The organism is Kitasatospora sp. NPDC057936 (assembly GCF_042887525.1).
Lineage (GTDB): Bacteria > Actinomycetota > Actinomycetes > Streptomycetales > Streptomycetaceae > Kitasatospora.
On the sequence record NZ_JBHVPD010000030.1, the window covers coordinates 26,947 to 41,006 of the forward strand.

A 14,060-nucleotide genomic window follows, 5' to 3' on the forward strand; every position below is an offset into this window, starting at 1 on the left:
GCACGGTCCCTCCCGGGCCCCGGCGGCCCCAAACACAACACACGCCCGGGGGGCGGGCCCCCCGGGGCGCCACCCCCGGGGGGGCGCGCGGGGGCGGGCGCCCCCCGCCCGGGTCACGGTCCGCGGCCTTCACGCGCAGGCCCTACCATCTCGCTCAACAGCTGCTGGGAGGCGGACGGGCGTGGCCGATGCGGTGATCGATCTCAATGCGGACCTCGGCGAGGGGTTCGGGCGCTGGACGCTGACCGACGACGAGGCCCTGCTGTCCGTGGTGACCAGTGCCAACGTCGCCTGCGGCTTCCACGCCGGGGATCCGTCGACGATGCGCCGGGTCTGCTCGCTGGCCGCCGAGCGCGGCGTCCGGATCGGCGCCCAGGTCTCCTACCGCGACCTCGCCGGCTTCGGCCGCCGCGCGATGGACGTCCCGCCGGAGGAACTGGCCGACGAGATCGCCTACCAGATCGGCGCGCTCCAGGTGTTCGCCCGCGCCGCGGGCTCCCGCGTCTCGTACGTCAAGCCGCACGGCGCCCTCTACAACCGGGTGGTCTCCGACTCCGAGCAGGCCGAGGCCGTCGTCGCCGGCGTCCTGCGCGCCGGGGCGGTCTGCGACGGGCCGCTGCCCGTCCTCGGTCTGCCCGGTTCGCGGCTGCTCGCCGTCGCCGAGGGGGTCGGACTGCCCGTCGTCGCCGAGGCCTTCGCGGACCGCGCGTACACGCGGTCCGGCACGCTCGTGCCCCGCCGCGAGCCCGACGCGGTCGTGCACGACCCCGAGTCGGTGATCACCCGGGCCGTCGGCATCGCCCGGGACGGCACGGTGGAGGCCGTCGGCGGCGAGCACATCGGCGTCGAGGCCCGTTCCCTGTGCGTGCACGGCGACACCCCCGGCGCGGCCCAGCTCGCCTGGCGGGTGCGGGGCGCGCTCGCCTCGGCCGGGGTCCGGGTGGAGGCCTTCGCGTGACGGCCGCCGCCGTCCGGCCGGTCGGCGGGAACGCGCTGCTCGTGGAGGTGGCCGGACCGGCCGAGGTGGCCGCGCTGTACGGGTGGCTGCGCGAGCGGCAGGCCGAGGGCGCGCTCGGCGCCGTCGAGGAGATCGTGCCCGCGGCCCGGACCGTCCTGCTGGACGGCGTCGCCGACGTCGACGCGCTCACCGCGCTGCTCGCCACCGCGCGTCCGGCGGCCGCGGACACGGCGCACGGCCCGCTCCTCGAAGTGCCGACCGTGTACGACGGCGCCGACCTGGGCGAGGTCGCCGCGCTGTGGGGCGTCTCCGAGGAGGCCGCCGTCCGGATCCACACCGGGCCCGAGTACGTCGTCGCCTTCTGCGGGTTCTCCCCCGGCTTCGGCTACCTGACCGGACTGCCCGCCGAGTACGGGGTGCCGCGCCGGGCCACTCCGCGCAGCGCCGTCCCGGCCGGTTCGGTCGCCCTCGCGGGCCCGTACACCGGCGTCTACCCGAGCCCGTCCCCGGGCGGCTGGCAGCTCCTGGGCCGGACGGCGCTCGCACTGTGGGACGCGGAACGCGAACCGGCGGCCCTGCTCGCGCCGGGCGTCCGGGTGAAGTTCACGGCCGTACGGGGGCAGTGAGACTCCGGCGGCCCTTCACCGCCCCAACAGCTCCTCCGCGATGGCCCGTTGGGCCCGGTCGAGCGCCACCTCCCCTTCCTCCGCCGCCCATACGGCGTTCTGCAGCACCCTTGCGAGCGTCCACCCCGCCGCCTCCGCCCGATCCAACTCCAGGACGTCCACGAGGAGATCGAACCTCCGGCGCACCGCCCGCCGCACGTCTCCGGTGGCCACGACGTCGTCCCAGCGGTTGCGCAGCGCGGGGAGCAGCTCGAAGCCGGGGTGTCCGGCGAGCGGCTTCGGGTCGATGGCGAGCCACGGGCCGCGCCGCGCGCGGTCGAGCGGGGCGAGGACATTGCCGAAGTGCAGGTCCCAGTGCAGGAGTTGCCCGCCGGGATCGGCCCTGACCTCGCGCAGTGCCGCCGCGCAGTCGGCGAGCAGCCGCTGTTCGTCCGGGTCGGCGAGGACAGCCGCGGCCCCGGCCGCCTCCGCGAGCATGGTGTCCGCGAGATCGGCCAATCCTCGTATTCCCGGCATGGCCTGATGTGACGTCAGCGACCGCAGCAGCTCGGCCAGCACGAGCAGGGCCACCCGGTCGTCCTCGACGGTGAGCAACGAGCGCCCCGCGTCGAGCCGTTCGAGCAGCATCGAGCCCGAGGCCGGATCGTGGTCGAGCAGCCGCACCGCGCCGTGTCCGCCCCAGGCCCGCAGGGCCGCGGGCTCTCCCGCCGTCTCCTCGTCCACCGGCTGGAGCTTGAGGACGCAGGCCTCACCGTCCGCCCGCCGCACGGGCAGCACCAGTGCGACGGCCCCGTGCGCGGGCGGACCGTCCAGGCGCAGCCCCCATCGCCGCAGCAACTCCCCTGCCAGTGCGGGCAGTCCGGCGACCCAGGCGTTCCCCTCCGGGCCGAAGAACTCGTCGAGCGACGCGGCCAGCGCGTCCGGAACCTCCACGGACGCTTGTCTTTCGAGCACGCCTCCACCCTAGGCCCTGCCGTCGGACCCCCGTCTACCCTGCGAGCGCCTCCGCCGCGGCCGCCGCGAAGCCGTCCGGGTTGTCGAGCATCACGTTGTGTCCGCACTCCGGCACCGCCACCACCCGGACCCCGGCCGCCCGCAGCCTCGGCGCCCCGTGGGGTTCGCCATCGGGTGCCGGGTACAGGAAGGTGCGCGGCACGTCCAGGTCCAGTAGCATCTCCCGCATGGTCGGCACCGTGGCGCGGGCAAGGTGCACGGCACTGCGGTGGAGCGCCTCCGGGCCCGCCAGCCGCATCGTCGCCCACCAGGACGGGCCGACCCGCTCGGCGACTTCGTCCCGTCCTCCGGCCAGGAACTCCTCCTCGGTGTAGCCGGCGAGCCCGCTGCTGCCGGGCCGCTGCGCCGCCGGGGCGATGGGATCGAGGTTGGCGTCGACGAGGAGGAGCTTCGCGACGAGCTCGGGGTGCCGGTGGGCCAGCACGATCGCGACCGCACCGCCCATGCTGTGCCCGACGACCTCCGCTCCCGCGACGCCGGCGGCGCGCAGCGCGGCCGCGACGGCGTCGGCGTGGTTCTCCAGCGCGTACCGGAAGTCCGCGGGCCGGTCGCTGATGCCGAAGCCGAGGAGGTCGAGCAGCAGACTGCGGCGCCCGGCGAGCAGCGGGTGCACGGCGGCTGCGGCGAAGTAGACGGGCGAGCTGGCACCGAGGCCGTGCAGGTAGACGCGGGCCGGCTCGGCGCCGGGCAGCTCGACCCAGCGGATCCGGTGACCGTCGGGCGTGACGGGGGCGTGGCGCATCGAGGGGCTCCTATTGCGGCGGGCGACGAGGTGGCGAGGGTCGGGCGTGCGGCGAACAGATGACAGCAGACAGATGACAGATAACAGATGTTGAAATCTGTCATCTGTTCGCCGTCACCTGCCCGCCGATCGACATGGACCATACCTCGGCGCCGAGGTATCACGCCATCGATATACCAACGCCCCGAGGGATCCTTCTGGCAGAGTGACCCCATGCTGAAGCTCGCCATCCTCGGGTTCCTGTACGACCGCCCCCTGCACGGCTACGAGCTGCGCCGCCACCTCGCCGCGCTCACCGGCCACGTCCGCCCCATCAGCGACGGCACCCTCTACCCGGCGATCAAGCGCCTGGAGTCCGACGGCCTGCTCGTCCGCGAGACCGAGCCCGGCACCGCCGCCGCCCCCCGCCACACCCTCCACCTCACCGCCGCCGGCCGCACCGCCCTGCTCGACCGGCTGCGCGAGCCCGAGCGGCTCGACATCAGCGACGAGAACCGCTGGTTCACCCTCCTCGCGTTCCTCCGCCACCTCGACCGCCCCGCCGACCAGGCCGCCGTGCTCCGCCGCCGCCTCGCCTTCCTCGCCGAACCGGCGAGCTTCTTCTACGAGGGCGATCGCCCGGTCGGAGCCGAGGAGTTCGCCGACCCCTTCCGCCGCGGCCTGCTGCTGATCGCCCGCGCCACCACGGAGGCCGAACTCGCCTGGCTGAACGCCACGTTGGCCGACCTGGCGGGCGCTGATCCGCAGCACCCGGCGGCGAATTGACCGAAACCCGTACGGGCTCCCGGGAACTCCTTCCCCTCCCGCCGCACCCGTGTTCCGATGATCGGCATGAGCGACGAACTCCCCACCCCACAGGGCCCCACCGTGCGCCGCGAGGGCTACGACGGCACCGGTCCGGGCGCGATCACCCCGGACGGCTGCGCCGTCGAGCTCTGGTCCCGCCTCCCGGTGGGCGACATCCCGGACCTGATCGAGGGCGCCGTGCCGACCGGCGCCCGGATCCTCGAACTGGGCTGCGGCGTGGGCCGGATGACCCACCCGCTGACCGACCGCGGGTTCACCGTGACGGCCGTCGACGAGTCCGCCGAGATGCTGGCCCGGGTCCGCGAGGACGTCCGGACCGTTCGCAGCCCGATCGAGCACCTGCACCTCGGCGAGCGTTTCGACGTCGTCATGCTCGCCTCCTTCCTCGTGCACGCGGGCGACGTGGCCGTCCGCCAAGGGCTCCTGGAAACCTGCCGCCGCCACGTCACCGACGACGGCTGCGTACTGATGCAGCGCGAGGGCGAGGACTGGCACCGCAACGTGCCCCGCGAGAGCAGGCTGGCGGGCACGGACGGAGTCGCCCGGATGGTCTCGTCGACGCCGAACGGGGACGGCTCGAACACCGTCCTCGCCGAGTACGAGTTCCCGGACGGCCGCTGGACCCACACCTTCCGCTCCCGGCCGCTGAGCACCGAGGAGTTCGAAGGAGCCCTGGCGGAGGCCGGTCTGGCGGTAGAGCGCTACCTGACGGAGGACCGCACCTGGGTCCGGGCCCGCCGGCTGACCACGAAAGGACCCGGTGCGCAAAGCCCGATTAAAGGGTGAACAAAGAATCGTCACTTTCACCCCGTACCATCGGCCGCGCGCCGGGCCGCGCGCGGCCCGAGGGCCGGGCGGGTCGCGGCGGCACGCATGCCCGCACGCCCGTTCCGACCCGCGAGGACACCCACATGCAGCAGGACCGACGGATACCCCGGGCGGGTGTCCGGTGACGATCGACTGGCTCCACGGCGCCGCGCTCGGCCTGATCCAGGGCCTCACCGAGTTCCTGCCGATCTCCTCCAGCGCCCACCTGCGGGTCTTCTCCGCCCTGCTCGGCTGGGACGACCCGGGCGCGGCCTTCACCGCCGTCACCCAGCTCGGCACCGAGGCGGCGGTGCTGATCTACTTCCGCCGCGACATCGCCTCGATCATCCGGACCTGGGCGCTGTCCCTCGTCCGCCCGGCACTGCGCTCGCACCACGACGCCCGGATGGGCTGGTTCGTGATCATCGGCACCCTGCCGATCGGCATCCTGGGCAAGCTCTTCCAGGACACCATCGAGACCCACCTGCGCGACCTGCGGATCATCGGCACCACACTGATCGTCTTCGGCCTGGTCCTGGCCTTCGCCGACCGCACCCGGGCGATCCGCCACGCCCGTCCGATCACCGACCTGACCCTCCCGCACGCCGGCGCGTTCGGCGTCGCCCAGGCGCTGGCGCTGATCCCGGGCGTCTCGCGCTCCGGCGGCACGATCAGCGCGGGCCTGCTGCTCGGCTACAGCCGGGAGGCGGCGGCCCGGTACTCGTTCCTGCTGGCGATCCCGGCGGTGCTCGCCTCGGGGACGCTGGAGCTGTTCAAGATCGGCGAGGGCCCGGCCCCGGCCTGGGGGCCGACGGTCCTGGCGACCGTCATCGCCTTCGCGGTCGGCTACGCGGCGATCGCCTGGTTCCTCAAGTACATCTCGCACCACAGCTTCCTGCCGTTCGTGGTCTACCGGGTGCTGCTCGGCATCCTGATCATCGGACTGGTCGCGGGTGGCGTCCTCGCCCCGGACGCGGGCGTCGTGAAGTAGAACGGGCTTTCAACTCCGGGCCCTCAACGCCCACTCGGAAGGCAGCGGGAAGCAGCGGGGAGCAGCAAGAAGCAGAGGGAAACAGGGGAAAGCTGGGGAAAGCAGTCGGGCCGGGACACCCCGACAGGGTGCCCCGGCCCGACGCGGCCGAAAAGGTATCTAGCGCCCGAACTCCCGGGCGGCGGTCAGCCGGCCGCGGACGGCGGCGTGGACCTCGGCCTCCTCGGCCGGGTCGGCGGCGAGTCGCCGCAATCGCTCCAGCACACGCGCGTCGCCGGTGGTGGCGACGTGCCGCGCGGCGAGCTCACGGGTGGTCTCCTCGCAGTCCCACAGGCACTCGACGGCCGGGCCCTCGGGGAAGTGCACGTCGGTCGTGGCGAGCGCCCGGGCGGCGCGTCCGCGCAGTTCGGAGGAGGCGGCCTCGCCGTAGATGTGGCGCAGGACCGGGACGGCGTCGGCGGCGGCCAGCCGCCCCGCACCGTCGACCAGCGACCCGAGCCCGGCGCCGGCGACCCCGCGCACGGAGACCCAGCGGCGCAGTCCGGCGACCACGAGGGGTGCGTCGTCCGGCCCCCCGGCGTCGGCGAGCAGCTGGACGGCGGCTTCGCCGAGGGCGCTGTCGGCGCCGCCGGTGGCCGGGTCGGCCCAGCGGCGGGCGTGCGCGAGGGCCTCGGGGCCGCGCATCCGGCCGAGCAGTTCCAGGGCGGAGCGCACCATCCGGTCGTCGACGTCGGCCGCGGCGGCCTCGATCAGCTCGGCGGCGGCGGGATCCCGCTGGTCGACGAGGTAGCGCAGGGCCGCTCTGCGGGCGCCGGGCAGGCCGTCGCGGGCGGCCTCGATGAGCGCGGGCCGGTCCTCGGGACGGACGACGGCGGTCAGGCAGCGGGCGGCCGCGGCGGCGCGGCGGTCGACGGCGTCGGGCCCGGCGGTGTCACCGCGCCCCACCTGGGCGGACGGCTCCGGACGGCCGAGGAAGGCGCCGGCGCCGAGGCCGCCGAGCTCCCCCTGGTCGGCCCAGGCGAGCACGTCGGCGGTGGACCAGCCGGGGGTGACGCCGCTGCGGTTGAGCTGGCGCTGCCACACGTCGAAGGGCGACTGCTCGCTGGCCGCCGCGACCCTCGGGTGGTAGGCGGCCCACAGCCGCCAGGGCCGGGGCTCGTAGGCGTTGCGGATGAACTCGCGCAGCTCGGCGTCGCCCTCGGGGCCCGGCGGGAAGCGGTCCAGCACGGCGGTGCCGAGGAGGAGCAGGCCGCGGTCGTCGTCGCGCAGCGCGAGCTCGTCCAGGGCCCAGGCCCAGTTGGCGCCGGTGGCGGCGTACTCGCGCAGCATCAGCAGCGCGTCGCGCCGGCCGTACGCGGCGAGGTGGCCGAGGACGGACAGGGCGAGGCCCGTGCGGTTCTCGTCGTCGCTGACCAGGTCCTCCGCGGAGTGGAGGTGGTCCTCGATGCCGTCGAGGGGGGCTTCCAGCTCCATGTAGAGGCGCGCGTAGTACAGCGAGCGGCTCTCGACCTGCCAGTCGGCTCGTGGGTCCCTGGTGACACACTCCTCCAGCGCGGCGATGGCCTCGGTACGGTCGGCGGCCAGCGCGTGGAGCTGCCCGTCACCGCGGCCCCGCTGCAGGAGGCCGAGGAGGCTGGCACTAGGTGCTATCACTGGCTCGAACATGAGGTCAGCATCCGTTGCGGCGGTCGTAGTGGCAACGGGATTTCCGTCGCCGGGGTCTCTGGTGGGTACTGCGGTGGGCGCCCGGGCGCCGGAATCACCGAAGGTTACCGCCTCGGGCCCCGGTCCGCACACAGGGCGACGAACGCTTCGGCCACAGTGGCATATGCCAGAGGAATTTTGCCCACGTTCTGTCCAAAACCCCACGGAGAGGACGCGGCTGTGCGACAGTCGTCTCACCAACCGCCACGGCCCGCTCACACCGAGCGAGCGCCCCAGATCGATGGACCGGTCATGAACATGTCCTCGGCCCCGGCGCGCCCGCCGGGCACCGCCCTCGCGGACGGCACCCCGACGGGCGGCACGGGCGCGGGCGCGGCCACCGCCACGGCCGCCCCGAGCGCCGGACCGGCCCCGGGCGCGGCGGAAGCGGGCACGCCGGAGTCCGGCGCGTCCGACGGCGGAACGGACGGCGGCAGAGTGGACGGCACGGCGCAGGAGCCGTCCGGCCCCACGGTCTGCTCCGCCGAATGGGACCTCCTCACCGACGGGGTCCGCTGGGACGCCGGGACCTTCCGGCTCCTCGGCTGCGACCCCGGACACGGCCCGCTCAGCCTCGACCGGCTGCCCGACCGCCTCCCGGAGGCCGACCGGCCGCTGCTGCGGCGGATGATGACCGACACCCTCGTGCACGGGCGCACCACGTGCGGCACCCTGCGAGTCCGCCGGTTCGACGGCACGCACGACAGCGTCGAGTGCGCGGGCGAGCCCGTACTCGGCCCGGACGGCACCGTCACCGCGCTGCGCATGCTTCTGCGGCCGGCCGCACGCGCCGGAGCCGGCGAGCACCGCTGACCGCGCCGCGGCGAACACACCCGCCGGTCCGGCCCCGCGTCCGCCCCACCCGCGCTTCGATCCGAACGGGCGCCCCGCTCCGAACGGACGTCCCGTTCCCGGACGTCCGTCCCCTCAGGTCGCCCGCGGCCGGTTCTTCGCGTCCGCCACCCGCAGCTCCTGCCCCAGCTGGACCCGGAGCTCGTCGACCGCCGGCAGCCCGCGGTACTGCGCCGTCAGCCGGTACATCTCCCGCAGCCGGTCCCACGTGCGGTGCGAGGAGTTCTGCCCGATCAGGTTCATCACCATCTTGGCCTGGAGCTCCGCCGCGTCCGGCTCCCCGGTGATCCAGTGCACCGAGGCCAGCGTGATCCGGTCGAACAGCGCCGAGCGCAGTTGCCCGGTGCCCTCCCGCAGGGCGATCACCCGCTCCGCGTGCCGCCGCGCCTGCGGCGCCGCCGACAGGTCGTGCTCCGCGAGCGTGCGCAGCACCAGCGCCTGCATGCCGCGCAGTTCGGCCTCGTCGAACACCTGCATCCAGGACGGCGGCGGCTCCGGCGCGTCCTCGGCGAACAGGTCCTCGGCCTCGCCGAGCAGCCGGTAGGTGTCCTGCGTGTGCCCGATCGAGGCGTGCGCCCACGCCTCGACGGTGTTCAGCATCGCCCGCGTCCTCGGCAGCAGCCGGCCGCCCGCCGCCTTCGCCGCCGCCATCAGGTCGATCGCGTCGTCCGCCCGGCCCAGGTGCACCATCTGCCGGGCCGCGCGCGAGATCGCCTCGCCCGCCCGCGGCCGGTCGCCCGCCTCCTTGGCCGCCTCCGCGGCGATCATGAAGTACCGCTGGGCGGTGGGCTCCAGGCCCACGTCGTGCGACATCCAGCCGGCCAGCACCGCGAGGTTCGCCGCGACCAGCCACAGCCGCCGCTCCACGGAGGGCGGGTGCCGGTGCGTCAGCAGCCCGCCCACCTCGTTCAGCTGACCGACCACCGCCTTGCGCTGCAGCCCGCCGCCGCGCGCCGCGTCCCACGCCCGGAACACCTGCACCGAGCGCTCCAGCGCCTCCACCTCGTCGAGCCCGACCGGGCCCGCGTCGTACACGTCCACCACCGGGCGCGCGCCCGCCCCGGTGATCACCTGGCGCGGCCCGGGAGCCGAGGCCGCGTACGCGACCGCGTCCCCGCCCAGCCAGCCCTTCAGGGAGTCGGCGATGACCGCCCCGGCCGTGAGCGCGGCGCCCGCGCCCACCAATCCACGTCGGTTCAGCATGAGGTCCATTCCCGTGAACTCGGTGAGGACCGCGGCCGTTCGATCCGGCGACCATGGCTCCGCTGCGGACTGCGCCGCCCCGCTCCTGGTGGGCCGGTGTCGTTCCAGACCGAGGTCCTCAGTGGTGACGACACGTCCGAGCCGCTCCGTGAACACGGTCGCCAGCACCCGCGGCACCGGATCGCGGGGAATCTCCCCCTGCTCGATCCAGCGCCGTACCCTCGAGGTGTCGGTGGACAGCTGCTGCTGACCCAGCGCGGCGCCCCTACGGTTGACCAGCCGCGCCAGCTCGCCCTTCGACCATCCGGTCAGGACGAACAGATCGGCGAGTCGGGTGTTGGGTCCCCTGCTCACGTGAAGCCCCCAGGTTCCTCGGCTGGTTCGAGGCTAGAGGCTCCGGCAAGTGCCAGGCGAGCATTCGCCACCGTTCGCCAGGGCCCGCCAGACTACTAAGCCAGTGCGGCGCGGGTGTGTTGTAGGGGTGTGCCACCTCGCCCCCGGGGCGGGAGGCGCTCCGGACCGGCGTCGGGGCATCCCCCGACCGTGGCGAGGGGCGCGCCCGGTCCTCACCCGAGGGGGTGGCGCGGCCGGGTGGCGCGGGAGCGCCGGGCACGGCCACGGCGGCTCCGGCCGACCGCATTCCCCAGGGTGCGGACGGCCGGGACACCGCCGGAGCAGGGGACCCCTCCCCGCGTCCGTGCCCGGCGCCCGCGCACCACCCGGCCGTCGGACACCACCCGAACACCCCTCGCAGCACCCCCCGCACCACCGCAGCACCACCCCCCGAAGCAGGGCCCCGGCACACCAGGAAGCACGGGGCACCGGCCCTCCCCCGCCCCCGCGGGGCGCACCCGCCGACGGACAGGAAGGGACCACCCTCACCCCATGTACTCCTCAGCGACGACCCCCACGCCGAGCCCGACCCGCACCGCGCTGCGCCCCCCCACCGCGGCCGCGGGCCGTCCCGGCCCCAAGCAGGCGCCCCCGCCGAGCCGCCCGGCGGCCCCGCGCGGCGCCGAGGGCCGGTCCGCGGACGCCCGGGTTCCGGCCGGCCGCAGCGCGCTGGGTCTGCGCGGCCCCGAGGCCGCCCCCCCGGCCGGCGGCCGGGTCCCCCTCGCCCGCCAGGTCGACGGCCGCCTGCTACGCGGCCCGCACCGGCCGGGCACCCCGATCGGCCCCGAGCGGATCGACCCCTCGGCGCTCCAGACCCCGGCGGTACGGGCCGCCCTGGCAAGCGTCGCGCGGATATGTCCCGCGTTCACCCCGCGCCAGGTGCTGCGCGAGGGCAGCCGCCACATCCTGGTGGCGGGCACCATCGGGCGGGCCCCGGTGGTCGCCAAGTGCCTCGCGCCGCAGGCCGTGCGGAGTGAGTACTTCGAGCAGCTGGTGGCCGACTTCCACCACGAGGTCGCGGTCTACCGGGCGTTCGTGCGCCACCGTCCGCCGGTGCGCCTGCCCCGGCTGGTCGCCGCCGACCACGACCGGTGCGTGCTCGTCCTGGAGCGCGTTCCCGGGCGGCCGGCCGCCCGGGAACGCCACCCCGTCAACGCGCCCACCCCGGGCGAGGTCCGGGCCCTGCTCACCGCCGTCCGGACGCTCAACCTGTGGCGCCCGCCGGGCGACGTGTTCCAGCCCCGGCTGGACTACCAGATGGAGATCGCCCGCTACCACTCGGTCGGCCAGCTGACCGACCGGGACGCCGGCGACCTGCGCGGCCTGCTGCACGGCCTCGGCCACACCCCGCTCCAGCTCTGCCACGGCGACGCCCTGCTCAGCAATATGCTGCTGGCGCCGTCCGGTCCGGTGCTGGTGGACTGGGAGCAGGCCGGCTGGTACCTGCCCGGCTACGACCTCGCGGTCCTGTGGAGCGTCCTGTCCGGCGACACCGCGGCGCGCCGTCAGATCAGCCAACTCGCCCAGAGCGGCGGCACGATGGCCAGGGACGCGTTCCTGATCAACCTGGTGCTCGTGCTGATGCGCGAGATCCGGCTCTACGACGTCCCGGGCGCGGGCGAGGAGCAGCGGATCATGATCCGCCGCCTCTACGACGACGCCGCGCTGGCCCGCCGGGCCGTCCGGGCCGCCGTGGGCACCCGCTGACCGACCGGTCCCGGGCCGCCCTGGAGCGCGGCACCCGTGCCGCTGCGGCCCCGTGACCAGGCCGGACGGCAGCCGCCCTACGGCCGGGCGCCGCGCTCCAGGGCGGCCCGGCCGGCGGACTCCAGGACGGCCTCCTCGGGTGCCAGGTGCACCCGGCTGCTGAGCACGTCCCGCAGGTAGCGCTCCAGCGGGTGACGCCGGCTCAGTCCCGGGTTGCCGGTCAGCGCGACGGCCTGCTGGACGGCGGCGGTCGCGGCCCTGGTCGCCAGCAGGTGGGCCGGTCCGGTCCGCACGACGGCCGCCCGCTCGCCCCGGTCCACCCGCGCGGCCAGCCCCTCGACCAGTTCCTCGGCGCCGATCAGCTGGGCCTCGATCTCGCCGAGCGCGCAGCGGTAGCGCGGCAGGACGCCGAGCGGCTCGGTCAGATTGGCCGGAGTCCGCTGGTTCAGGAACCGGACGAGCCAGGCCTGGGCCGCCCTCGCCACCCCGACCGCGACCGCGGAGAGGGCCAGATCGTGCCAGGCGCGGGCGAGTTCGGCCTCCGCGACGCGGTCCCCCGCCGTCCGCTCCGGCGCGTCCTGCCCGCCCTCGGCGCGGCGCGCGACCGTGAGCCCGAGCGCGAGCTCGGCGGGCACCCGGACCGCGTCCAGCACCACGTCGTGGCTGGCACTGGCCCGCAGGCCCAGCTGGTCCCAGGTGGGATCGATCTCCACGCCCTCGCTCTCGCCGCGGACCAGGAACGTACCGACCCGCGGCTCCGGTTCGTCCGTCCGCGCCGTCACCGCCATCCAGGCCAGCGCCTCGGCCCCGGTGCAGTACGTCTTGCGCCCGGTGAGCCGCCAGCCGTCCCCGTCCCGCCGGGCCACCGTCCCCGGCAGCGCCCCCGGCCGGCCGCCGGGCTCCGCGCGCAGCGTGTTGACCAGGGCGGGCCCGCGCCGGGACTCCGTCAGCAGCCTCCGGTAGCCCGCCGCCGGCCACGGCGCCCGGCGGGCCTGCTCGGCGTGCTGGAGCAGCGTGAACGCGGTCACGACGGCCACCGAGGCGTCCCCGCGGCCGAGTTGGGACAGCACCCGGACGGTGTCGGCGAGCGTGCCGCCCGGGCCGCCGTACCGCTGCGCCACGGTGAGGGTGAGCAGCCCGGCCTCGTGCACCGCCTCGATGCCCTGGTAGGGGAAGGTCGCGTCCCGGTCGTGCTCCTCGGCGCGGGCGGCGAGCAGGTCGACCACCCGGGGCAGCCCCGCGAGGGCGGCGGCGACGGGCGACGGGTCGGCGGCGGTCGTGGTCATGGTGCGGGTGCCTCCGGGCGGCAGCAGGGGCTCGGCAACTGCGGGCGGCCCGCCGGGCGGGCTCGCACCGTCGGTCGGCGGCGCGCAGGTCCGGACCCGGTTCGGCACGGGGTCCGACCCCGGATCGGTTCCGGCCGCTCGGCCGGACGCGCTTCCGCCGTTCAGCGGCCCGGACACGCCGCGCTGGCGGTGCGCCGCAGGTCCAGATAGCTGCGGCGGGTCAGCAGCGGGAGACGGCACGACATGTCCGCGACTGTACGAACCGGTGATCGAAACCGTCAAGCAGCGGCCCGGGGACCGGACGGCGGACGGCCGCCGGACGAGCACCGGGTGGACGGCGGACGAACGAGGGGCGGACGGCGGTTTTCAGCCCTGCTGGAACATGTCCGCGGGGAGCGGCTTCAGGAGCTGATACAGGTCGTCCGAAATCGGTCGGTCCCAGGACGCGATCGTGACCTGGACGCCGTCGCTGCGGCCGAACTGGGCGCAGAACACGCGCTCCTCGCTGACCTTGACCTTCTTCACGATCAGCAGGTCGTCCCCGAGCATGACCGGGAAGTCCTCGGCCGAGACGAAGTCGACCGGCTCGTCGTTCTCCAGGGCCGCGAGCAGCTGGCGCACCTCGAAGGGGACGTCGTCACCGGTCTCCCGGGCCGGCGAGCCCTCGGGGAGGTTGCCGATGAACATCGCCGGGCCTCTGCCGCCGAACAGGTCGTAGCGCAGGAAAATCCCCTGGCAGGAGCCGTCCGGGCCGGTCATCATGGCCGCACCGAAGTCGCCGGGCCAGTCGCCCGGGTCCATCGCGAGCACGTCGAAGTCCGGGCCGGCGGGCTGTCCGGAGCGACGGCGGAGAAAAGACATGGGAACATCGTACGTGTCCGGCACACCACGCTCGCGGGGTGGGTGGGGCACCGGCGGGAGATCCACGCTCAGAGACCAATGTTGACTCTGAGCAACCGTCCGGGCTACG

Annotated in this window: 13 protein-coding genes; 7 read left to right on the top strand and 6 right to left on the bottom strand. The window is 75.1% G+C overall.

The genetic code is table 11. The features are described from left to right. Window positions 1-181: 181 nt before the first annotated feature. On the top strand, window positions 182-958 hold the full coding sequence (locus tag ACFVU9_RS17825; protein WP_380498670.1) for a LamB/YcsF family protein: 777 nt from the start codon (window positions 182-184) through the stop codon (window positions 956-958). After that, window positions 955-1,584, top strand: a complete 630-nt coding sequence (locus ACFVU9_RS17830; protein ID WP_380503545.1) for an allophanate hydrolase subunit 1 — start codon at window positions 955-957, stop codon at window positions 1,582-1,584. The genes ACFVU9_RS17825 and ACFVU9_RS17830 overlap by 4 nt, the downstream gene beginning before the upstream one ends. Window positions 1,585-1,599: 15 nt before the next feature. On the opposite strand, the gene ACFVU9_RS17835 is transcribed toward ACFVU9_RS17830, so the two are convergent. Both ACFVU9_RS17835 and ACFVU9_RS17840 read right to left on the bottom strand, forming a co-directional pair. After that, window positions 1,600-2,517, bottom strand: coding sequence for an aminoglycoside phosphotransferase family protein (locus tag ACFVU9_RS17835; RefSeq protein WP_387594299.1), 918 nt, complete (start codon window positions 2,515-2,517; stop codon window positions 1,600-1,602). Between the two features lie 55 nt (window positions 2,518-2,572). Beyond that, window positions 2,573-3,340: an alpha/beta fold hydrolase gene (locus ACFVU9_RS17840; protein ID WP_387594239.1), complete on the bottom strand. Its 768-nt coding sequence runs from the start codon at window positions 3,338-3,340 to the stop codon at window positions 2,573-2,575. 213 nt (window positions 3,341-3,553) lie between these two features. Between ACFVU9_RS17840 and ACFVU9_RS17845 the strand changes: the two genes are divergently transcribed. From ACFVU9_RS17845 to ACFVU9_RS17855, 3 genes are all read left to right on the top strand, one after another. Then, window positions 3,554-4,105 carry a PadR family transcriptional regulator gene (locus ACFVU9_RS17845; protein WP_387594241.1) on the top strand — a complete coding sequence of 184 codons (552 nt, stop codon included), beginning with the start codon at window positions 3,554-3,556 and terminating at the stop codon, window positions 4,103-4,105. 66 nt (window positions 4,106-4,171) lie between these two features. Then, entirely contained in the window at window positions 4,172-4,933 is a 762-nt protein-coding gene (locus ACFVU9_RS17850) for a class I SAM-dependent methyltransferase (protein WP_387594243.1), read from the top strand. A gap of 169 nt (window positions 4,934-5,102) precedes the next feature. After that, on the top strand, window positions 5,103-5,945 hold the full coding sequence (locus tag ACFVU9_RS17855; protein WP_387594300.1) for an undecaprenyl-diphosphate phosphatase: 843 nt from the start codon (window positions 5,103-5,105) through the stop codon (window positions 5,943-5,945). 159 nt (window positions 5,946-6,104) lie between these two features. Here ACFVU9_RS17855 and ACFVU9_RS17860 read toward each other — a convergent pair whose 3' ends face one another. Further along, the gene (locus ACFVU9_RS17860; RefSeq protein WP_387594245.1) at window positions 6,105-7,610 is read right to left on the bottom strand and encodes a HEAT repeat domain-containing protein; all 1,506 of its coding nucleotides are present in this window, start codon (window positions 7,608-7,610) and stop codon (window positions 6,105-6,107) included. A 291-nt stretch (window positions 7,611-7,901) separates the two neighbouring features. Here ACFVU9_RS17860 and ACFVU9_RS17865 point away from each other — a divergent pair, with 291 nt between their 5' ends. Further along, window positions 7,902-8,462 (top strand): hypothetical protein, encoded by a 561-nt coding sequence (locus ACFVU9_RS17865; protein WP_387594247.1) that lies wholly within the window; start codon window positions 7,902-7,904, stop codon window positions 8,460-8,462. Window positions 8,463-8,576: 114 nt separating this feature from the next. Here the strand turns inward: ACFVU9_RS17865 and ACFVU9_RS17870 are convergent, their stop codons facing one another. Continuing rightward, entirely contained in the window at window positions 8,577-10,058 is a 1,482-nt protein-coding gene (locus ACFVU9_RS17870) for a hypothetical protein (RefSeq protein WP_380445710.1), read from the bottom strand. 531 nt (window positions 10,059-10,589) lie between these two features. Here ACFVU9_RS17870 and ACFVU9_RS17875 point away from each other — a divergent pair. Next, a complete protein-coding gene (locus tag ACFVU9_RS17875) occupies window positions 10,590-11,804 on the top strand; it encodes an aminoglycoside phosphotransferase family protein (protein WP_387594249.1) in 1,215 nt (404 codons plus the stop codon). Between the two features lie 77 nt (window positions 11,805-11,881). On the opposite strand, the gene ACFVU9_RS17880 is transcribed toward ACFVU9_RS17875, so the two are convergent. Beyond that, window positions 11,882-13,090, bottom strand: a complete 1,209-nt coding sequence (locus ACFVU9_RS17880; RefSeq protein WP_387594251.1) for an acyl-CoA dehydrogenase family protein — start codon at window positions 13,088-13,090, stop codon at window positions 11,882-11,884. Window positions 13,091-13,456: 366 nt separating this feature from the next. After that, on the bottom strand, window positions 13,457-13,951 hold the full coding sequence (locus tag ACFVU9_RS17885; RefSeq protein WP_329926780.1) for a hypothetical protein: 495 nt from the start codon (window positions 13,949-13,951) through the stop codon (window positions 13,457-13,459). Between the last annotated feature and the right edge of the window lie 109 nt (window positions 13,952-14,060).

What these genes read in the sequence shown, in the direction of transcription:
- ACFVU9_RS17840 (WP_387594239.1), bottom strand. Translation starts at nt 3,340, where the DNA reads ATGCGCCACGCCCCCGTCACGCCCGACGGTCACCGGATCCGCTGGGTC.
- ACFVU9_RS17845 (WP_387594241.1), top strand. Translation starts at nt 3,554, where the DNA reads ATGCTGAAGCTCGCCATCCTCGGGTTCCTGTACGACCGCCCCCTGCAC.
- ACFVU9_RS17850 (WP_387594243.1), top strand. Translation starts at nt 4,172, where the DNA reads ATGAGCGACGAACTCCCCACCCCACAGGGCCCCACCGTGCGCCGCGAG.
- ACFVU9_RS17860 (WP_387594245.1), bottom strand. Translation starts at nt 7,610, where the DNA reads ATGTTCGAGCCAGTGATAGCACCTAGTGCCAGCCTCCTCGGCCTCCTG.
- ACFVU9_RS17865 (WP_387594247.1), top strand. Translation starts at nt 7,902, where the DNA reads ATGAACATGTCCTCGGCCCCGGCGCGCCCGCCGGGCACCGCCCTCGCG.
- ACFVU9_RS17875 (WP_387594249.1), top strand. Translation starts at nt 10,590, where the DNA reads ATGTACTCCTCAGCGACGACCCCCACGCCGAGCCCGACCCGCACCGCG.
- ACFVU9_RS17880 (WP_387594251.1), bottom strand. Translation starts at nt 13,090, where the DNA reads ATGACCACGACCGCCGCCGACCCGTCGCCCGTCGCCGCCGCCCTCGCG.
- ACFVU9_RS17885 (WP_329926780.1), bottom strand. Translation starts at nt 13,951, where the DNA reads ATGTCTTTTCTCCGCCGTCGCTCCGGACAGCCCGCCGGCCCGGACTTC.